This window comes from Streptomyces sp. R35 (assembly GCF_041053035.1).
In the GTDB taxonomy this organism is placed as follows: domain Bacteria; phylum Actinomycetota; class Actinomycetes; order Streptomycetales; family Streptomycetaceae; genus Streptomyces; species Streptomyces lutosisoli.
Window position 1 is genome coordinate 7,381,407 of sequence record NZ_CP163440.1, and the last position, 19,830, is coordinate 7,401,236.

The following is a 19,830-nucleotide window of genomic DNA, read 5'->3' on the forward strand; positions in this document are numbered from 1 at the left end:
TGCGCCCGCTGAACGCGCCACGCCACCCGCGCGATTGAGCCATCCTCGCCGAAAGTCGCGGGTTCCCGGACGCGGGGCGATCGGTGCGCCAAGATCGTCGCTTGAGCAGGATGAAAAGGAACCGTGGAGCAAGCGACTGGTAGCCGTCAGCGCCTTTCGCCGGACCTCGCACCGGTTCTAAAATCACGTGCGGGGAGGCCGCTGCATGTCTGGAGCTCGTACGCCGGTCGGGCCAACCGAGAGGGGGGCCGCGAAGCAGACCGTCACGATCAGCTTCGCCGGTTTCAACCGGGCCTGGGCGGCCTGGATCGGGGACCGTCTGGAGCGGCGTGGCCATCGCGTCGTGTACCAGCGCTGGGATTCCCCGGCCGAAGTGCCGCTCGTGGACCTGCTGCGCGACCTGATGCTCGCCCAGGGCCGGATCCTGATCATCGTCAGTGAGTGGTACTTCCAGCTGGGCCCGCGCACCCACGACGAGTGGAACAGCGCGCTGCGCGAGGTCATCGCCCCCGACCCGACCCGTTTCGCGGCCGTCTCCGTCACCACCGTCCCGGTGCCGACCGCCACCACCGTGCTCGGCGCGGTCGAGCTGAACAACATGGGCGCCGACGAAGCCGAGCGGCGTGTCCTGGACCGCCTCGACCTGCCCGCCGACCCCCTCCCGGAGTCCGCCGAAGGCACCCGCCGGGGCCCCCGCTTCCCGGCCGCCATGCCCGAGGTGTGGGGCGGAGTGCCCCGCCGCAACACCCGCTTCACCGGCCGCGAGCCCCTGCTGAACGACGCCTACCACCTGCTCCAGGGCGCCGAGTCGGGCGCCGGCGTGGTCACCCTGCACGGCATGTCGGGCGTGGGCAAGACACAGCTCGCCGCGGAGTACGTGTACCGCTTCGGTTCCGAGTACGACGTGGTGTGGTGGGTCAACTCGGAGAAGCGCGTCACCTACCGACGCCGACTGGCCGAACTGGCACCGCAGTTGGGCCTCTCGACAGGCGCCGAGTACGGCGAGCGGCTGCGCGCCGTGCGGGACTCGCTGCGGCGCGGCGACCCGTACGCCCGCTGGCTGCTGATCCTGGACGGCGCGGACGAGCCGGACCAGATCTACGACCTCGTCCCCACCGGACCCGGCCATGTCCTGATCACCTCGCGCAACCCCGAGTGGAGCGAGCACAACAGCAAGCTGCTGGAAGTGCCGGTCTACGACCGCGACGAGTCGGTCGCCTTCATCCGCCGCCGGGCGCCCCGCCTCAGCGAGCCCGAGGCCGACCAGCTCGCCGAAGCGCTGGAGGACCTGCCGCTGCTGCTCGACCAGACGGCGGGCTGGCTCAACGACTCGGATCTGTCCGTCCAGGAGTACATCGGCCTCCTGGAGGGCGGCATCGACCAGGACGTCGTCAAGATCTCCGCCGACTTCCCGGTCGCCTTCCAGACCGCCTGGTCGATACTGCTGAACAAGCTCCGCGACACCGTCCCGGAGTCCGTCGACCTGCTCCGCCTGTGCACCTTCTTCGCGCCGGGCTTCATCCCCGTACGCCTCCTGAAGGAGATGCCGCACGACGAGCTGCCCGAACAGATCGCGGGGCTGCTCAACGACCCGCTCCTGTGGAACAAGGCGATCAACCAGCTCCGCCAGTACTCGGTCGTCCGCCTGGAGTCCCACGAGACCGCCACCGACGAGATCACGTCCTCCGGTGAGTCCCTCTACCTCCACCGCATGGTCCACCAGATCGTCCGCAAGGACATGCCCGACGAGGACCGCGCCGAGTTCATCGAGGTGGTCCGCCGGGCGCTGGCCGCGGCCGATCCGCGGCGGCCCACGGACACCCGGCTGTGGACCGGCTACGCGGAGATCGTGCCGCATCTGAAGTACGCCGACGTACTGCAGAGCAAGGACCCGGCGGTGCAGTCGCTGGTCTTCAACTGCCTGCGCTACATGTACATTTCCGGCGAGTACCGCGCGGGCATCAAGCTCGGCGAACGCGCCCTGAAGGCCTGGCGGAAGCTGCTCGGCGAGAACCACCCCAGGATCTGGGAGCTGACCCACCACTACGCCAACCTGCTGCGCGCGGTCGGCGACTACCAGCGCACCGAGACCATCGAGCGCGCCGCCGTCGACCATCTGCGCGAGCAGCGCGGCGAGCACGACCTGGACTACTCGCGCGCGGTCGGCGGCCTCGCCGCCGACCTGCGCGGCCTGGCCCGCTACGACGAGGCGCTGGAGCTCTCCCAGCAGCTCCTCGTCACCTACCGCGGCCTCCTCGGCGAACAGGACTCGCGCACCCTGGGAGCCCAGAACAACCTGGCGGTGTCGCTGCGGCTGCTCGGCCGCTACGGGGAGGCGCTGAACGCCGACCGGCAGACCATGGAGGCACGCCGCCTGCTGCTGCGGGCCCGGCATCCCTGGACGCTCAACTCGGAGAACTCCTACGCCACGGACCTGCGTCTGCTGGGCCGCTACACCGAGGCCACGTCGATCCAGACGAAGAACGTGCGGGAGAACCGCATCGTCATGGGTGAGGACCGGCCGCAGACCCTGGACGCCGAGCACAATCTGGCCCTGTGCCGCTACCGCAGCGGCGACCGTGCCACGGCGGGGCCGATGCTCGCCCGCGTACTGGAGCGCTGCGAGCGCGTGCTGGGCGAAGCGGACCCGCAGACGCTGAGGTTCGCGACCAGCACCAGCTGCTTCGCGCGGGAGCACGGTGACATCGACCAGGCGCGGGAGCTCGGCGAGTCCGTCGTCGCCCGCTACGAAGTGATGCTCGCCGAGGGGCATCCCTACATCGCCGGTGTCCGCGCCAACCATGCCCTGGTGCTGCGCAGCGTCGGCGAACGGGACCACGCCCATGTCCTCATCGAACAGTCGCTGGCCGACATGACCGAGGCGGTGGGGGAGCGCCACCCCTGGACGCTGGGCTGCGCCATCAACGCCGCCGCCCTGCGCAACCTCGTCGGCGACCCCGAGGGGGCGGCCGCGCTCAGCAAGCAGGCGGTCGCCCGGGCCACCGAGGCAGTCGGCCGCACCCACCCGCTGACCCTGTCCGCCCGCGTCGCCCTCGCCGCCGACCTGCGCGGCCTGCGGGACCGTCAGCAGGCCGAGAAGGTCGAGCAGGAGGCCCTCTCCGACCTCGCCGCCACCCTGGGCGAACAGCACGTCCACACCATCTCGGCGCGCTCCCGCAACCGGCCCTACTGGGACTTCGAACCCCAGTCGACCTGAGAATTCCCCGCCTGTGGCTGAGGCCCGGTCCCCTTTTCCAAGGGGGCCGGGCCTCAGCCGTACGCATTGTCGACTCCCGGAAGTGTGGGGCAAGCACTTTCAAGTTGTCGCGGTACGGCGGACTCCGGACGTTCACTGCTGAACGGGAGAACACCGCAGTGCCGAAGGGAGATGCTGTGCCGCACGAAGATGAGCCGGCCAAGCGGAATGTGGCGCTGGTCGAGCGGATGTATGAGCTCTTCAACACCGGAGACCTGAGCCTCCTGAAGGAAGAAGTCTTCGCGGCGGACCTCGTGTGGACGTTGCCCGGACGCAATCCGGTGGGCGGGGTCAAACAGGGGCCGGACGAGGTCATCGCCTTTTTCGGCGGCCTCGTGAACTCGGGGATCAAGGTCGACATCGTTCGGATCGACGCATGGGGCGACGACACCGTGGTCGAGGTGCACCGCGGATACGGAGAGTCCCGGGGCGCCACCCTCGACGCGCTGAACTGCACCCACTACCGCATTCGCGACGGGCGTATCGCGGAAGTCCAGGTCTATATGAGCGACCAGTACGCGGCCGACAACTTCTTCTGGGCCGCCTACGACCTCGCCCCCATTCCGGACAGGTGGGCCAAGTAGCAGGCCCGCACCCATAGGTCGGAACGCAGACAGGAGACACACATGCCCATCATCGAGCTGACCCTGGTCGAGGGATTCGCCGACGACGAGCAGAAGTCGGATGTGATCACCAAGCTCGCCGACGTAGTCGTCAATGTCTTCGGTGAGATCACCAAGCCGAACATCTTCTCCCTCATCCGGGAAGTGAAGCCCGGCTCCTGGTCCATCGGCGGTGTCGTCGCGGACCAGGAGATGGTGGCCGGCGGCAAGGCCATCTCCAACCAGCAGATAGCCAACCGGCTCGACGAGGCGCGCGTGATCGCCGCCTATGAGGCGCTGGCCAGCGGCGACCGTGCCGAGATCGACAAGTACTGGGATGCCGACATGACGTGGCTGGTCCCGGGCGAGGCGCCGGTCTCGGGCCTCAAGCAGGGGCTCGACACCTTCCTCGCCTTCATGGGGGAGGTGGGCGCGCTCGCCGACAACTCCTTCGCCATGGAGCGTACGAACACCCTGGTCAAGGGCGACATCAGCGTCGACCTGACGCACAACACCGCCACCCGGGCCGGTGACTCGTCCCGCAAGCTCGACATCGACGTGGTGCACGTCATGCGCTGGCGGGACGGCAAGATCGTCGAGGGTCGTGGATCGATCTTCGGCACCGGGACCACCGAGTACAACGAGTTCTTCGCCTGAGCGGCGCGGCCGCACTCGCGGGGCGCGGGCGGCCGGACGGTGGGCCGGGAGGGACATCCCTCCCGGCCCACCGCCGCGTGTGGTCAGCACCGCCGCCGCCGCCGGTGTTCAGCGGCTCCGGGGGACGACCTGGGGGCCCACCGTGCCGTAGACCCACTGGGCTGTGGAGTCGATGAAGTCCAGCGGGAAGCCGCGGCTGAACCCGGTCGGCGCCTCCAGCCTGGCCAGTTGCTCGGCGGAGAGCGAGACCCCGGTCGCGGCCAGGTTGTCGGTGAGCTGGTCGACGGTGCGCACGCCCACGATCGGATGGACGGCCGTGGAGCGGGCCCGGGTCCAGGCGATCGCCACCTGCGAGGGCGTGGCGCCCACCTCGTCCGCGACCTCGGCGACGGCCTCCGCCACGGCACGGTCGCGCGGGCTGAGGTCCTGCGCGGACATCCGGGTCCTGCCCGTGGGCCGGCCGTTCGGGCGCGTGTACTTGCCGGAGAGGGCGCCGCTCGCCAGCGGGCCCCACCCCGCGACGGACAGCCCGGTCGCCTCGGCCATGGGCAGCAGCTCGCGCTCGATGTCACGGTTGAGGAGGTTGTACGGCACCTGGATCGCCGAGAAGGGAGTCCAGCCGTGCTGTGCGGCCAGTGTGTTGGCCCGCGCCACCACCCAGGCGGGGGTGTCGGAGATACCGAGGTAGAGGACCTTGCCCGAGCGCACGACGTCGTCGAGGGCGCGCATCGTCTCTTCGAGCGGGGTGTTCCGGTCCCAGATGTGCACCCAGTAGAGGTCGATGTAGTCGGTCCGCAGCCGGCGAAGGCTGGTTTCCAGCGAGAGTTTCAGATTCTTCCGGTGATTTCCGGAGGCATTCGGGTCGGACGCGTCACGGTAGAGCGTGTACTTGGTGGACAGCACAAAGCGGTCACGGTCCTTCTGGAGTAACTCGCCGAGAATCTCCTCGCTCTCCCCTTCGCCGTAATTGACCGCGGTGTCGATGACATTTCCGCCGGCCTGCGCATAGGTTTCGACGATGCGTGCGTATTCCTTGTGCGCGGTGTCGTCGCGGTCCCGCCCGTGGAACGTCATGGCGCCGAGGAACAGTTCGGACACCCGTAGCCCCGTCTGCCCCAGCAGTTGATAGAGCATGTCTGTCCTCCTCAGTAGAACTCGGCCGCATGCTAGGCGGCTGAACTGCCGCGACACGCGTAGCGCCGCGGGAGGAGACGGCACTGTGTCAGGTCGTACCGCCCGATGGACCCTTGGGGACCCCGGGGGAGTACGCCGACGCACCACTCGTCGCGGCCTCGCGCGCGGGCGTCCTCAGGAAGCACCGGGCACGACTTGACGCAGTTCCCGCCCGGGCGCCGTGACCGGCGACGGCCTCGAATTTCCGGTGCTAGCAATAGGAGCGGGCGATATCGCCTTCGTATGCCGGACAACCGGAAGGATGCATAGCATGCGCATCGGCGTATTGGGCACCGGAATGGTCGGAAAGGCCATAGCTACTCGCCTGGTGGAAGTCGGACATGAAGTGCGTCTGGGCTCGCGGACCGCGGACAACGAGAGTCTGCTGAAGTGGGTCGAGGAGAACGGTGAGGCGGCGAGCGGCGGTACGTTCGCCGACGCCGCCGCTTTCGGCTCCGTCGTCGTGAACGCCACTCGCGGCATCATCTCGCTCGACGTGCTGGAAGCCGCCGGTGAGGACAACCTGGACGGCAAGATCATCATGGATGTCGCGAACCCGTTGGTGATCACCAGCGAGACGGAACCGCCCTCGCTCGGCATTCTCAACGACGACAGCCTCGGCGAACGCATTCAGCGCCGCTATCCGTCGGCGCGGGTGGTGAAGACCCTCAACACCATGAACTGCGACATCATGGTGAACCCGAAAGTGCTGTCCGGTCACCACAATGTCTTCGTCAGCGGAGACGACCGGTCCGCGAAGGACCAGGTCGCGTCTCTGCTGGGCCAGTTCGGCTGGGCCGAGGACACCATTTTCGACCTCGGCGACATCACCACGGCCCGCGGCCCGGAGATGTTCGTCGCTCTCTATTCCCGGATGTTCCTGAAGATCCGGCACCTGCATTTCAACATCTCGGTCGTCTGGGACCCGAACGTGGAGCCGTTGCTGCCCGAGGGGGTGTAACGGAAGGCGGCCCCGTCCCACCGGGCAGAGTTCAGAATTCGAGGAGCGTATGACAGCCGTGAAATCGGTAATCGACCGGCGCTGGGGTGTCTTCACCCTGCTGGCCATAGCGCAGTTCGTGGTAATCCTGGACATCAGCGTCGTCAACATCGCACTGCCGTCGATGCAAGCCCCGCTGGGGTTCACCCAGGACGGTCTGCAGTGGGTTGTCGACGCCTACATGCTGACATTCGGCGGCTTCCTGCTCCTGGGCGGGCGGGCGGCCGACCTGTTCGGCCGCAAGAGGATCTTCCTGGCGGGCCTGACCCTGTTCGGCCTCGCCTCCTTCGCCTGCGGAATGTCGGACACCAGCACCCAGCTCATCGCGGCGCGCGCGGCGCAGGGCCTGGGCGGTGCGCTGATGTCGCCCGCGGCCCTCTCCCTGGTCGTCGTGACCTTCCCGGAGGACCGGGAGCGCAACAGGGCGATGGGCCTGTGGGGTGCCGTCGCCGCCGCCGGTGGTGCGACCGGCGTGGTGCTCGGCGGTGTGATCACCGACGCCCTGGGCTGGGAGTGGGTCTTCTGGATCAACGTGCCCCTCACGCTGGGCGCCGCGCTGGTCGGCGTACGGCTGCTCACCGAGACCGAACGCACCGGCGACGTACGTCACTTCGACGCGCTGGGCGCGATCACCGTGACCGCCGGCCTGTCGGCGCTGATCTACGGATTCGTGCGGATCGGCGAGCACGGCTGGGACGGGCGCGCCGGTATCGCGCTGGCCGCCGCCGCGGTGCTGCTCACCGTCTTCGTGATCACCGAGCTCAACGTGCCCGAACCCGTCGTCGACTTCAGCATCTTCAAGGTGCGCGGGCTCACCGCCGCGAACGTCATCATGCTGATGTTCTCCGCGGGCGCGGTGGCGATGACCTTCTTCGTCACGATCTATGTGCAACGGGTGCTGAACTACGGTCCGATCGCCGCCGGTCTGTGCTTCTTGCCCATCGCGGTGGGCCAGGTGATCACCTCCCAGGTGGTCGTCGGCCGGCTGATGGGGCGGATGCACATCTTCACCGTCCTGGTCATCGGTCTCGGCCTGACCGCCGCGTCCTTCCTGTGGTTCGCGCAGCTGTCGACGGACGGATCGTTCCTCAAGAGCATCCTCGGGCCGGGACTCCTGCTCGCGGTCGGCAGCGGGTTCGCCTTCACGGCGCTCGTGGTGTCGTCCGTCTCGGGTGTCGAGCCGGAGCGCTCCGGTATCGCCGGCGGCATGATCAACATGTGCCAGCAGATCGGTGGTGCCCTGGGTCTCGCCATCCTCGCCTCCGTGGCGACCTGGCGGACCAACCGGATCGCCGACGGCCCGGTGGACGACTCCGCGCTCACCGCCGGCTTCCGGCTGGGCTTCCTCGTGGCCGCCGCGCTGATCGCCCTGGGCGCGGTCGTCGGCTGGCTGGCGACGCGTACGCGACCGGCCACGGCCGGATCGGCAGCCGGCTCTTCCGCCGCCGCGCAGAGCGCGCCCGTGCGTGAGGTCATCGAGCCCTCGCTGGACGAGCCGCACGCCACGGGGGCCACCTCCTAGCCCGTCCACGAGACACGTCCATACGTCCGCACCGGGCGGAACACCACGGTGTTCCGCCCGGTGCGGACGTTTCCCTGCGGGGGCTGCCTACTCGTCGCCCGACTCCAGGGCGCTCACCACCCACTCCAGGGCGCCCATGGCCTTGGCCGTGCCGAGGCCGTCCATGTAGTCGCGCGCGTGGACGATCAGGCCGTGCCGGACCCGCAGGACCAGGATGCTCGGCACGGAAAAGGTCTTCCCCGTCGTGGAGATCGTCCCCTCGAAGAGCCGCTCCGCGGTGAGGAGTTCGGGGTCCCGGCCCTCGTGGACGGCGACCTCGACGACCTTCTCCGTCCGCGCGGGGCTCTGCTCCCAGGCGGCCCGGTAGCCGGCCCGGACCTCTTCGCGGCCGTGGTAGTCGGTGACTCCGGGGAACAGGAACGGGAACTCGTGGACGGCGTCGACCGCGTACAGCTCGGCGACGGCGTCCGGGTCCGCCTCGACGATCGCCTGGTGGTAGGCGGCCAGAACCTCGCGGGGGCTCAGGTGCGCGCTCGGGGTGTCGGGCATGGCTGGGGATCCTTTCGGTCGGCACACAGTCGACTTCATCCTTGGCCGCGGGCGCCGCCCGGAGCGGGCTCCCGCACAACGGCGGGCGTACCTCGCCAAGTCGGCGCGCACACAGGCTGACCTTCGCCCGAACCGCGCTCCGGCCGCCGTACGCCCCCGTCCGGCTCGTCGGCGCGCGGGGCAAATGGCCTATTTACGGAAGTGTTTCCGGCCACTTGCCGATATGGGCCCATCACCTCATGCACTCCTGGTCGCTTCGAACTCCCAGAACGTAGACATGAGTTCGACGGTTCGCGGACCGAACCGAACGAGAGGACATCCCCATGAGCAAGCGCATCCTCGTCGTCCTGTCCGAATACGGGTACTGGGGCGAAGAGTTGATCGGCCCTCTGGAGACCTTCGACAAGGCCGGGTATCACGTCAGCTTCGCCACGCCGACCGGAAAGCGTCCCGTGGCCCTGCCGCCGAGCATGGACCCCGACTACATCGACCCGCCCCTCGGCCGCTCGGTCACGACGCCCGAGATGGCCGACAAGGTCCGGGCGATCGACACCTCGGCCCGCCTCGACGACCCGCTCGACCTGTCGTCCTGGCTGCCCGACCGGCCCTACCGCAGCAAGCCGTACTTCCTGCGCGACTGGGAGGCGTACAACACCCGCCTGGAGCAGATCCGCGAGCAGATCGCGAGCCGCTACGACGCGCTGCTCATCGTCGGCGGCAGCGGCCCGATCGTGGACCTCGCCAACAACTGGCGGGTGCACGACCTGATCCTCGCCTTCCGCGCGCTCGACCTGCCGATCGCCGCCGAGTGCTACGGGGTGACCGCGCTGGCCTTCGCCCGTGACCAGGAGGACCGCGTCTCCATCATCCGCGGCAAGCACGTCACCGGGCACTGCATCGAGTACGACTACAAGGACGGCACCGGCTTCATGGGCACCGACTTCGTGATCGGCCCGCCGCCGTACCCGCTGGAGTACATCCTGCGGGACGCGACAGGCCCTGACGGCGCCTTCCACGGCAACTTCGGGAAGACGACGTCGGTCATCGTCGACTACCCGTTCATCACCGGGCGTTCGACCCCCGACTCCTACCTCACCGGCGAGAAGGTCGTCGAGGTGCTGGAGAACGGCCTGCGGCAGTGGGGCTTCCGGGCCGCCGACTGACGCGCGCGCCAATGACATGCACGCCAACTGTCGTGCACGCCAACTGACGTACACCGCACCGAAGTTCACATCGAGAGGTGGACGCATCATGGTCAGCAGGCCCGCGCGGGTCGCGATCCTGGAACAGCTGCGGGCCGACGGGGTCCGGTACATGTTCGGCAACCCCGGCACGGTCGAGCAGGGCTTTCTCGACGAGTTGCGCAACTTCCCCGAGCTCGAATACGTCCTCGCGCTGCAGGAGGCCACGGCCGTCGGCATGGCGGACGGCCATGCGCGGGCCACCCGCACGCCCACCGTCTGCCAGCTGCACACCGGAGTCGGCCTCGGCAACGGCATCGGCATGCTCTACCAGGCCATGCGCGGCCATGCCCCGCTGGTCGTGCTCGCCGGCGAGTCGGGTCTGCGCTACGAGGCCATGCAGGCGCAGATGGCCGCCGACCTGGTCGGCATGGCGGAGCCGGTCACCAAGTGGGCCACCCGGGTGGTGGACCCGGAGTCCACCCTGCGGATCCTGCGCCGTGCGTTCAAGGTGGCGGGCACACCCCCGTACGGCCCCGTCCTGGTGGTGCTGCCCGCCGATGTGATGGACCGGGACACCGCCGAGGCGGCCGTGCCGACGTCGTACCCCGTCACGCGGAGCACGCCCGACGCGGCGGCCCTCGACCGGGCGGCGGAACTCCTCGCCGGTGCCGAGCACCCGATCGTCGTCGCCGGCGACGGTGTCCACTTCGCCCAGGCCGCGGAGGAGCTTGGGCGACTGGCGGAGGTGTGGGGCGCCGAGGTGTGGGGCGCGGACTGGGCAGAGGTCAATCTGCCGGCCGAACACCCCGCCTACGCGGGTCAGTTGGGCCATATGTTCGGCGAGTCCAGCCGACGCGTCACCGGGGCGGCCGACGCCGTGCTCATCGTGGGGACGTACGCGCTGCCCGAGGTCTATCCGGTCCTCGACGGCGTCTTCGCCGAGGGCACCCCGGTCGTCCACATCGACCTGGACAGCGACGCGATCGCCAAGAACTTCCCCGTCGACCTGGGCCTGGTGGCCGATCCCCGCCGGGCACTCGCCGGGCTCACCGCGGCACTTCAGGCGCGGATGAGTGAGGAGAGCCGGGTCCGCGCGTTCGAGTGGCTGCGGCGCAGGTCCGTCGAACGGGCGCGGGAGATCGAGGAGGCCAGGCAGGTGGACGAGGCGACGACCGCCCCGAACGCCCTGCCGACCACGGCCTTCCTGCGGGAGCTGGCACGCCAACTCCCCGAGGACGCCGTGGTGTTCGACGAGGCACTCACCGCCTCGCCCGACGTCTCACGGCATCTGCCGCCGAACCGCCCCGGCCACTGGTTCCAGACACGCGGCGGCTCCCTGGGCGTCGGCATCCCCGGCGCGCTCGGCGCCCAGCTCGCGTTCCCAGGCCGTACGGTCGTGGGCTTCACCGGCGACGGCGGGTCCATGTACACCATCCAGGCGCTGTGGACGGCGGCCCGGCACGGCATCGGCGCCAAGTTCGTGATCTGCAACAACAGCAGCTACAAGCTCCTCGAACTCAACATCGAGGAGTACTGGAAGTCGCAGGCGATCGCCGCCCACGAGCAGCCGGAGATCTTCGACCTCTCGCGGCCCGCCATCGACTTCGTCGGCCTCGCCCGCTCGCTCGGCGTACCCGCCGTGCGCGTCGAGAAGCCCGACCAGGTTCAGGCCGCGGTCGCCGAGGCGCTGAGCACCGAGGGTCCGTTCCTGATCGACCTGGTCACCGGCAGGGGGAGGGAATAGCCGTGCGGCTTTCCGGCCACAAGATCGCTGTCCTGATGGAGAGCGACTTCTACGAGCCCGAGATTCTCTACTACCAGTTCCGCTTCCCGGAGGAGGGCGCCGAGGTCCACTTCCTGTCCCGGCTCTGGGGCCAGGACTCCATGACCTTCCAGGGGCACGAGCACCGGATGCCCTTCGAAGTCTCCGAGTCCTTCGAGGACATCGACGAGTTCGCCCTCAAGGAGTTCTCCGCCGTGATCGTTCCCTCGGGGATGGTCTCCGACCGGCTCCGCTACACCGAGGACCCCGCCGAACTGCCGCCCGCGTCGGCGTTCCTGCGCCGCGCCTTCCAGGACCCGGCCATCGTCAAGGGCATCATCTGCCACGGCATGTGGCTGACCGCGCCGCTGCCCTCCCTGGTGCGCGGACGGCGCGCGGTGGTCCACAACAACCTGCTCGGCGATCTGCGCAACATGGGCGGCGAGTACGTGGATGAGGACGTCGTCGTCCATGACGACCTGGTCACCGCGCGCACCGGCCAGCACTGCCATCTGTTCGCCCGCACCATCATCGACCTCATCGCGGACAAGGAGAGGCCGGCGGTCCCAGGACCCCGCGCACCGGTGAGGAGCCGGTCATGACCGCCGTCGTGCCGTCGCGGGCCCACCCGACGACCGAGGAGCGCATCCCCATCAGGGACGTCCGCCCCCAGGTGCGCGGCGGCGCGGTGCCCGCCAAGGCGGTGCGCGGCGAGACCCTCACCATCAGCGCCGTCGTCTTCCGCGAGGGCGCCGGGGAGGTCGGCGCCAACGTGGTCCTGTACGACGCGGCCGGACGGCGGGGCCCCTGGACACCGATGGCCCTCGTCGACGCCGACGCCGACCGCTGGGAGGCCACGGTCGTCGTCGGCCCCGGCCGCCCGGGGCTGTGGACGTACACCGTCGAGGCCTGGGCCGACCCGGTCGCCACCTGGCGCCGCGACGCGCACCTGAGGATTCCCGCCGGGGTCGATGTCGAGCTGACGCTCGCGGAGGGGGCCCTGCTGCACGAGCGGGCCGCCCTCGGCATCCCGGACAAGGACCGCCGGGAGGCGGTGACGGCAGTGGCCGGGGCGCTCCGCGACGAAGCGAGCCCCTCCCTGCGCCGGCTCGAAGCGACCACCGGACGTGCGGTGGTCGCCGCGCTGGAACGCCATCCACTGCGTGAACTGGTCACCGTCTCCCGGCCGTTGCCCCTGCTCGTCGAGCGGCGGCGGGCGCTCGTCGGCTCCTGGTACGAGATGTTCCCGCGCTCGGAGGGCGCGGTGCTCCGGCCCGGTGAGCCGCCCGTCAGCGGCACCTTCGAGACGGCCGCGCGACGGCTGCCCGCCCTCGCGGAGATGGGGTTCGACGTGGTGTACCTGCCACCGGTGCACCCCATCGGGCACACCCACCGCAAGGGCCCGGACAACACGCTCACCGCCGGGCCCCACGACGTGGGCTCGCCCTGGGCCATCGGCTCGGCCGAGGGCGGGCACGACGCCGTGCACCCGGACCTCGGCACGCTGGACGACTTCCGCCGGTTCGTCGCCAGGGCGGGGGAACTGGGCCTGGAAGTCGCCCTCGACTTCGCGTTGCAGTGCTCGCCCGACCACCCCTGGACGGCCGGGCACCCCGAGTGGTTCACCCGGCGCGCGGACGGCACACTCGCCACCGCCGAGAACCCGCCGAAGAAGTACGAGGACATCCATCCCCTTTCCTTCGAGACGGACTTCGAAGGCCTGGTCGAGGAAACGCTGCGGCTGCTGCGCCACTGGATGGACCAGGGCGTACGCATCTTCCGCGTCGACAACCCGCACACCAAGCCGGTCTCCTTCTGGGAGCGGGTCATCGGCGACATCGGCCTGACCGACCCCGATGTGGTGTTCCTGGCCGAGGCGTTCACCCGCCGCGCCATGGTGCACGCCCTCGCCCAGGCCGGCTTCCAGCAGTCGTACACCTACTTCACCTGGAAGAACGACAAACGGGAGCTGACCGAGTACGCGAGCGAACTCGCCCTGGGCAGCGCCGACTTCCTGCGCCCCAACCTCTTCGTCAACACCCCGGACATCCTGCACGGCTACCTCCAGGACGGCGGCAGGCCCGCCTTCGAGACCCGGGCCGTGCTCGCCGCGACCCTCGCGCCCACCTGGGGGATCTACGCCGGGTACGAACTGTGCGAGAACGAGGCCCTGGCGGCGGGCACCGAGGACTACCGGCACTCCGAGAAGTACGAACTCCGCCCGCGCGACTGGGCGGCGGCCGAGGCAGCGGGCACCAGCATCGCCCCGCTGATCACCCGCCTCAACCAGCTGCGCCGCGCCCACCCCGCCCTCCAGGAACTGCGCAACCTGCGCTTCCACCACACCGACCACGGCCAAGTGCTCGCCTATTCCAAGCAGTTGGTACGGCCGGACGGTTCCGCCGACACGGTCCTCGCCGTCGTCAACCTCGACCCGCACCACACCGGCGAGACCACGGTCACCTTCGACCTGGCCGCGCTCGGCCTGCCCGAGGACGGCTCGCTGAAGGTGCGCGACGAACTCACCGGCGAGATCCACACCTGGGGCCGCCACACCTACGTACGGCTGGAACCCGGGGTGGCGCCCGCGCACCTGCTGGTTCCGCTCGGGCCCCGGGAGGCGTCATGACTGTCGCCGTCGCGGAACCCGTGCTCGAACCGCTGCTGCCGGTACTGACCCCCTGGCTGCGCACCCGCCGCTGGTACGGCGACGCGGGCGGCCCTCTGGACGGCATACGGCCCGTCGTGGTCTCGGTCGTCCACGACGACGCGCCCGTCCTGGTCCACGCGGTGCTCCGCACCCGGCACCGGAACGGCGCCGAGCAGCTCTACCAGCTGCTCCTCGGGCTGTGCCCCGAGCTGCCGGAGCGGCTCGCGGGCGCGGCCATCGCCACCGTGCCGGAGGGACGCTGGCAGGGCTGGACGGTGTACGAGGCGACGGAGGACCCCGCGCTGATGGGGGTGCTGCTGCGCTCCCTGGCCGCGCGGGAGCCACGGGGCGGACCTCGTCTGGAACCGACCTCTCCGCACCCGCTGCCCGTCGGTCTCGTCCCCCGCCTGCTGACCGCCGACCAGAGCAACAGCGCGGTGGTGTACGGCGACCGGCTGCTGTTCAAGATCTACCGGCGCCCCGAGCCAGGACCTCACCTGGAGGTGGAGGCCCTGCGCGCCCTCACCGAGCGGCACTGCACCCGCACACCCGCGCTGCACGGGACGCTGTACACCGACGCCCCCGGCGGCGAGGGCCTGGTGCTGGGCCTCTTCGAGGAGTTCCTGCCCGTCGAGGCGGACGGCTGGGAGACCGCCGTACGACAGGTCGGCGACTGCGTCGAAGGAACCGGCACCACCGTCCCCGCCATCGGCGGCTTCACCGTGCGGGCACGCGCCCTCGGCCAGGCCGTCGCCGAGGTGCACACCGTGCTCGCCGACGCCTTCCCGCGGACCCGGGTCACACCGGGGGAGGCCGCCGAGGAGGCCCGGCTCATGAACCGCCGCCTCAGCCTGGCCGTCGACGAGGTGCCCGCCCTCGACCGCTACCGCTCCAGGATCAGCGCGCTCTACGACGACTACGCACGCCACGCCGGACGCGGCTGCCCCGTCTTCGCGCAGCGCGTCCATGGCGATCTGCACCTCGGGCAGGCGCTGCCTACGGCGGACGGCTGGCGGCTGATCGACTTCGAGGGGGAGCCGGAGCGCTCCGCTGCCGAGCGCGCCGCTCCCCAGCACGTCCTGCGGGATGTCGCGGGCATGCTGCGCTCCTTCGACTACGCCGCGCGGGCCGGGCTTGCCGCCGTACGCCGGTCCGTCGAGCCGGCTCCCGGGCTCCGGCTGCGGCACATCCGGCGTGCGGACGCCTGGACGGTGCGCAACCGGCGTGCGTTCATTGCCGGTTACGCCGAGGCCGGGGGTGCCGATCCGTGGTGTCATCCGGTGCCGATGCGGGCGTTCGAGGCGGACAAGGCGGTGTACGAGGCCGTGTACGAGGCCCGGCACCGGCCGGACTGGCTGAGCATCCCGCTCGGGGCTGTGCATCGGCTGGCGGCGGTGCGGGGCTGAGGTGGGTGGCTTCTTCGCCCCCGCCGCCCCTACCCGTCCCATCCCTGGGGGCTGCGCCCCCAGTTCCCCGCGCCCCTAAAAGAACCCGGGGCGGGCGGGGGATTGCGGGGCGCAGCCCCGCTTCTAGGGGCGCGGGGAACTGCGCGACCAGCCCCCACCGGCCCGCAGACAACCAACTACCCGGAGAGGACCCCACCGTTGCTGCAGACACGGCACGCTCAAACCCTCGTGCGCCCCGGACTTCCGGACGCCCGGCTGGCCGACGCCGAGCTGGAGAGGCTGCTCGCCGGGGCCCACCACGCCCCGCACGCGGTCCTCGGGGCGCACGCGGCGGCGGACGGCTCCGGCGTCGTCGTGCGCGTGCTCCGGCCCCTCGCCAGGGCCGTCACGGTGGTCACGGACGAGGGCGTGCGGGTCGAACTGGCCCACCAGTCGGGCGGGTTGTTCACCGGAGCGCTGCTGGGCGGGAAGGTGACCGGGTACCGGCTGCTCGTGACGTACGGGGAGCGGCAGGAGGAGCACGACGACGGCTACCGGTTCCTGCCCACTCTCGGCGAACTGGACCTGCACCTGATCTCGGAGGGCCGCCACGAGGAGCTGTGGCGGGTCCTCGGCGCACACGTCCGGACTCTGGACGGCAGCACGGGCACCGCCTTCGCCGTCTGGGCGCCGCACGCCCAAGGGGTGCGTGTCATCGGCGACTTCAACGGCTGGAACGGCGTCGCGCACCCGATGCGCTCGCTCGGGTCCAGCGGGATCTGGGAGCTGTTCGTGCCCGGGGTCGGCGCCGGCACCCGGTACAAGTACGAGATCCGCACCCGGGCGGGGCAGCTGGTCCAGAAGGCCGACCCGCTGGCCCGCGCCGCCGAGTGCCCGCCCGCCACCGCGTCCGTCGTCCACACCTCGGCGTACGAGTGGACGGACACGGAGTGGATGGCGCACCGTGGCGGCCGGCACTGCCGGGCGAGCCCGATGTCCGTGTACGAGGTGCACCTGCCGTCGTGGCGCCCGGGCCTGTCCTACCGGCAGCTCGCCGGAGAACTCCCGGGCTATGTGAGCGACTTGGGATTCACCCACGTGGAGTTCATGCCGGTGATGGAGCATCCTTTCGGCGGCTCCTGGGGATATCAGGTCTCCGGGTTCTATGCCCCCACTGCCAGGATGGGGGATCCCGACGACTTCCGGTATCTGGTCGATTCCCTGCACGCCGCCGGTATCGGTGTGATCGCCGACTGGGTTCCCGCGCATTTCCCACGCGACGAATTCGCGCTCGCCCGCTTCGACGGAGAGCACCTTTACGAACCCGGCGACCCGCGTCGCGCACATCATCCGGACTGGGGGACCCTGGAATTCGACTACGGTCGCCGAGAGGTCCGTAATTTCTTGGTGGCCAATGCCGTCTACTGGTGTTCCGAGTTCCACATCGACGCGCTGCGGGTGGACGCGGTGGCCTCCATGCTCTACCTCGACTACTCCCGCCCCGAGGGGGGCTGGAGCCCCAACGAGCGAGGTGGCAGGGAGAACCTGGCCGCTGTCGCCTTCCTCCAGGAGCTGACCGACACCGTCCGCCGCAGGGTGCCGGGCGCGCTCACCATCGCCGAGGAGTCCACCGCATGGCCGGGTGTGACCCGGCCCACTTTCGAGGTCGGCCCCGATGGATTCGGCGGACTCGGCTTCGACCTGAAGTGGAACCTCGGCTGGATGCACGACACGCTCGACTATCTGGAACGCGACCCGGTGCACCGCGCCTATCACCACGACGACATGACGTTCGCCATGGTCTATGCGTACAGCGAGAACTATCTGCTCCCGCTCTCCCACGACGAAGTCGTGCACGGCAAACGAGCCATGGTGGCCAAAATGCCGGGGGACTGGTGGCAGCGGAGGGCGAATCTACGCGCGTGCCTGGCATTCATGTGGGCCCACCCCGGAAAACAACTCCTCTTTATGGGACAGGAGTTCGGGCAGGGCGCGGAGTTCGACCATGACGCGGGACCGCAGTGGTGGGTACTGGACGAGGGCTGGCCGGGGCACCACGACCACCGGGGCATCCGTTCCCTGGTGCGTGACCTCAACCGGATCTACGCCGGGACCCCGGCCCTGTGGGAACTCGACACCTCGCCGGCCGGCTTCGCCTGGATCGACGGCTCCCACGCCGAGGCCAACGTCCTGTCGTTCGTGCGCTACGACGCCGACGGGCGCCCGCTGGTGGTCGTCTGCAACTTCTCGCCGGTCGTCCGCACCGGGTACCGCGTCGGGCTGCCGGAGGGCGGTGCCTGGCGGGAGGTACTCAACAGCGACGCCGCCGCGTACGGCGGCAGCGACGTACGCAACGGCGGCGTCGTCCGGGCGGAGGCTACGGCCTGGCACGGGCAGGCCTGGAGTGCGGCGCTCACGCTGCCGCCGCTGGGGGTGTGCTGGCTGCGGCCCTGCTCCCTTGAGGGCGGAGAGGCGGCCACGCGGGAGGAAGCGTGAGATGTGCCGTGCCGGTGAGGGGATGGACCTATCGGCGGTCGTCGGCGAGGGTGGCCTGGAGATGGGCGGTGCGGGCCACCCCGGCCGAGGAGAGCGCCATGTCGTAGGCCTTGAGCGCTTCATGGATGTCGTTGCCGTGGCGCTGCCACAGATCGCCGATGTAGCGCCAGTTGAGGGTGGCCTCATGGGACGGAGGGAAGTGCCGCAGCTGGCGGGCTGCTGCCTTCAGGTACTTCAGTGCGCGGTCCGGTTCCTGTTTGAGGAAGTAGATCTCGGCGAGCGTCGCCCGCGCGGACGTGGACAGCACCCGGGGCTCCGTGCCGAGCAGCCCCAGCGCGCGCTCCGCGTGGGCCACCGCCTCGTCCCAGTGGCCGAGAGCCTTCTCCGCATCGGCGAGGGAGATCTCGCACCGGGCGAGATCGTCGGCGTTGCCGACCTCGGCCAGGGACTGCTGGGCGGCTTCGAGCAGCTCCTTGGCCCGGTCCGGGTCGGGGAGGTCGCTCTGCAGCAGCAGGTACCCGAAGTTCATCTTGAGCTGGGCGACATGGCGCTGGTTGTCGCCCTCGGCCATCATGGCCAGGGCCCGCTCCACCAGGGCGAGTGCCTCGGGCAGCTTGCCGCGGGAGTTGGCGACGAGCCCCGCGTTCCAGTAGACGGCGCCCCGTGCGGCGTACGAGCCCTCGGCTTCGGAGGCCGGGATGAGGCGTTCACCGAGCAGATGGGCCCGGGTGAGGTCGCCCCGCATGTAGTAGGAGGCCATCAGCGAGGAGCCGAGCTGGATGTGATCCATCGTCACATCGAGTCCGAGCGAGTCGAGTTCGGCCAAGGCCCGCTCGCCGATCTCGATGCTGACCGTGATGTCGCCGGAGTTCCGGTAGCAGCGGCACAGGGCGACGGCGATGCGGCACCAGTCGTCCGAGCCGGCGGCGAGCGAGGGCTCGCGGAACAGGTCCTCGAGGATCGGGATCGCGGCTTCCAGCCGGCCCAGCTTCTCCAGTGCGGTGGCCTGCCCGACGAGGGCGCGGCGGATCATCGAGGTGTCCAGGGCCGCGCGATGGGCCAGGACCTCGCTGAAGGTCTGGAGGGCTTCTCCGTTGGCGCCGTTGCGCAGCGCCATCTCGCCGAACGCCACCTTGATGTGGGTCTCGCCCAGCTCGTGCGCGTCGCGTCCCGTGCGGAGATATTCCACGGAAGATCCGAGTTTGTTGGCGATGGTGGAGAGCACCGACTCCGACGGGGTGCGCTTCCCCGATTCGATCAAGGAGATGTAGCTGATCGATACGTCCTGCGAGGCCAGGTCCTGCTGCTTCAGCCCGTGCCTCGCGCGGAGTGCCCTTATCCGATCGCCAAGACCTGTGGGGGCGTCCGCCTCGGTGTGCTCCACCTGGACTCCTTCCGCACTCATGACAGTCCAGATTACAAACCTAAGTTACCAGCTTGACTGGTCGATGTCAAAGAGTCAACCCACGGCCTTCCGGTTAACGCGAAGCAATTAATCCCCATCTCTCCCGTCTGGACCCGGGGTTCACCTTCGAAGTGGATGTCGATATTCCGATTTCAAAGGCAAGATCTTCCTTTACCAAAACAAGACTTG

At 69.7% G+C, this 19,830-nt stretch carries 14 protein-coding genes; 11 read left to right on the top strand and 3 right to left on the bottom strand.

The genetic code is table 11. The annotated features are described in order from the left end of the window. Nucleotides 1–205 precede the first annotated feature (205 nt). From fxsT to AB5J50_RS33585, 3 genes are all read left to right on the top strand, one after another. Nucleotides 206–3,217 carry an FxSxx-COOH system tetratricopeptide repeat protein gene (fxsT, locus tag AB5J50_RS33575; RefSeq protein WP_369262049.1) on the top strand — a complete coding sequence of 1,004 codons (3,012 nt, stop codon included), beginning with the start codon at nucleotides 206–208 and terminating at the stop codon, nucleotides 3,215–3,217. A gap of 176 nt (nucleotides 3,218–3,393) precedes the next feature. Next, complete coding sequence (locus AB5J50_RS33580) at nucleotides 3,394–3,840, top strand: nuclear transport factor 2 family protein (protein ID WP_327431664.1); 447 nt, start codon at nucleotides 3,394–3,396, stop codon at nucleotides 3,838–3,840. Nucleotides 3,841–3,882: 42 nt separating this feature from the next. Next, a complete protein-coding gene (locus tag AB5J50_RS33585) occupies nucleotides 3,883–4,515 on the top strand; it encodes a nuclear transport factor 2 family protein (protein WP_369262050.1) in 633 nt (210 codons plus the stop codon). 108 nt (nucleotides 4,516–4,623) lie between these two features. Here AB5J50_RS33585 and AB5J50_RS33590 read toward each other — a convergent pair whose 3' ends face one another. Continuing rightward, nucleotides 4,624–5,649: an aldo/keto reductase gene (locus AB5J50_RS33590; RefSeq protein ID WP_369262052.1), complete on the bottom strand. Its 1,026-nt coding sequence runs from the start codon at nucleotides 5,647–5,649 to the stop codon at nucleotides 4,624–4,626. Nucleotides 5,650–5,959: 310 nt separating this feature from the next. On the opposite strand from AB5J50_RS33590, the gene AB5J50_RS33595 reads away from it, so the two are divergent. Continuing rightward, nucleotides 5,960–6,649, top strand: a complete 690-nt coding sequence (locus AB5J50_RS33595) for an NADPH-dependent F420 reductase (RefSeq protein ID WP_369262053.1) — start codon at nucleotides 5,960–5,962, stop codon at nucleotides 6,647–6,649. 58 nt (nucleotides 6,650–6,707) lie between these two features. After that, entirely contained in the window at nucleotides 6,708–8,210 is a 1,503-nt protein-coding gene (locus AB5J50_RS33600) for an MFS transporter (protein WP_369262054.1), read from the top strand. 87 nt (nucleotides 8,211–8,297) lie between these two features. Here the strand turns inward: AB5J50_RS33600 and AB5J50_RS33605 are convergent, their stop codons facing one another. Continuing rightward, on the bottom strand, nucleotides 8,298–8,759 hold the full coding sequence (locus tag AB5J50_RS33605) for a nuclear transport factor 2 family protein (protein WP_330307259.1): 462 nt from the start codon (nucleotides 8,757–8,759) through the stop codon (nucleotides 8,298–8,300). Nucleotides 8,760–9,082: 323 nt separating this feature from the next. On the opposite strand from AB5J50_RS33605, the gene AB5J50_RS33610 reads away from it, so the two are divergent. The 6 genes from AB5J50_RS33610 (at nucleotide 9,083) to glgB (ending at nucleotide 18,236) form a co-directional block, all read left to right on the top strand. Next, on the top strand, nucleotides 9,083–9,922 hold the full coding sequence (locus AB5J50_RS33610) for a type 1 glutamine amidotransferase domain-containing protein (protein WP_369262057.1): 840 nt from the start codon (nucleotides 9,083–9,085) through the stop codon (nucleotides 9,920–9,922). An 88-nt stretch (nucleotides 9,923–10,010) separates the two neighbouring features. Next, nucleotides 10,011–11,687, top strand: a complete 1,677-nt coding sequence (locus tag AB5J50_RS33615) for a thiamine pyrophosphate-binding protein (RefSeq protein ID WP_369262059.1) — start codon at nucleotides 10,011–10,013, stop codon at nucleotides 11,685–11,687. A 2-nt stretch (nucleotides 11,688–11,689) separates the two neighbouring features. Further along, nucleotides 11,690–12,307, top strand: a complete 618-nt coding sequence (locus AB5J50_RS33620; RefSeq protein ID WP_327431672.1) for a DJ-1/PfpI family protein — start codon at nucleotides 11,690–11,692, stop codon at nucleotides 12,305–12,307. Beyond that, a complete protein-coding gene (locus tag AB5J50_RS33625) occupies nucleotides 12,304–14,334 on the top strand; it encodes a maltotransferase domain-containing protein (protein WP_369262060.1) in 2,031 nt (676 codons plus the stop codon). The genes AB5J50_RS33620 and AB5J50_RS33625 overlap by 4 nt, the downstream gene beginning before the upstream one ends. After that, nucleotides 14,331–15,761 carry a hypothetical protein gene (locus AB5J50_RS33630; RefSeq protein WP_369262062.1) on the top strand — a complete coding sequence of 477 codons (1,431 nt, stop codon included), beginning with the start codon at nucleotides 14,331–14,333 and terminating at the stop codon, nucleotides 15,759–15,761. The genes AB5J50_RS33625 and AB5J50_RS33630 overlap by 4 nt, the downstream gene beginning before the upstream one ends. Before the next feature lie 228 nt (nucleotides 15,762–15,989). After that, nucleotides 15,990–18,236: a 1,4-alpha-glucan branching protein GlgB gene (glgB, locus tag AB5J50_RS33635; RefSeq protein WP_369262064.1), complete on the top strand. Its 2,247-nt coding sequence runs from the start codon at nucleotides 15,990–15,992 to the stop codon at nucleotides 18,234–18,236. Nucleotides 18,237–18,264: 28 nt separating this feature from the next. Here glgB and AB5J50_RS33640 read toward each other — a convergent pair whose 3' ends face one another. Further along, nucleotides 18,265–19,641: a helix-turn-helix domain-containing protein gene (locus AB5J50_RS33640; RefSeq protein ID WP_327431675.1), complete on the bottom strand. Its 1,377-nt coding sequence runs from the start codon at nucleotides 19,639–19,641 to the stop codon at nucleotides 18,265–18,267. Between the last annotated feature and the right edge of the window lie 189 nt (nucleotides 19,642–19,830).

Bases quoted from the DNA above. Each gene is read 5' to 3' on its own strand.
- AB5J50_RS33595 (WP_369262053.1), top strand. From the start codon at position 5,960: ATGCGCATCGGCGTATTGGGCACCGGAATGGTCGGAAAGGCCATAGCT.
- AB5J50_RS33640 (WP_327431675.1), bottom strand. From the start codon at position 19,641: ATGAGTGCGGAAGGAGTCCAGGTGGAGCACACCGAGGCGGACGCCCCC.
- AB5J50_RS33610 (WP_369262057.1), top strand. From the start codon at position 9,083: ATGAGCAAGCGCATCCTCGTCGTCCTGTCCGAATACGGGTACTGGGGC.
- AB5J50_RS33630 (WP_369262062.1), top strand. From the start codon at position 14,331: ATGACTGTCGCCGTCGCGGAACCCGTGCTCGAACCGCTGCTGCCGGTA.
- AB5J50_RS33605 (WP_330307259.1), bottom strand. From the start codon at position 8,759: ATGCCCGACACCCCGAGCGCGCACCTGAGCCCCCGCGAGGTTCTGGCC.
- AB5J50_RS33615 (WP_369262059.1), top strand. From the start codon at position 10,011: ATGGTCAGCAGGCCCGCGCGGGTCGCGATCCTGGAACAGCTGCGGGCC.
- AB5J50_RS33625 (WP_369262060.1), top strand. From the start codon at position 12,304: ATGACCGCCGTCGTGCCGTCGCGGGCCCACCCGACGACCGAGGAGCGC.
- AB5J50_RS33585 (WP_369262050.1), top strand. From the start codon at position 3,883: ATGCCCATCATCGAGCTGACCCTGGTCGAGGGATTCGCCGACGACGAG.
- AB5J50_RS33590 (WP_369262052.1), bottom strand. From the start codon at position 5,649: ATGCTCTATCAACTGCTGGGGCAGACGGGGCTACGGGTGTCCGAACTG.
- fxsT (WP_369262049.1), top strand. From the start codon at position 206: ATGTCTGGAGCTCGTACGCCGGTCGGGCCAACCGAGAGGGGGGCCGCG.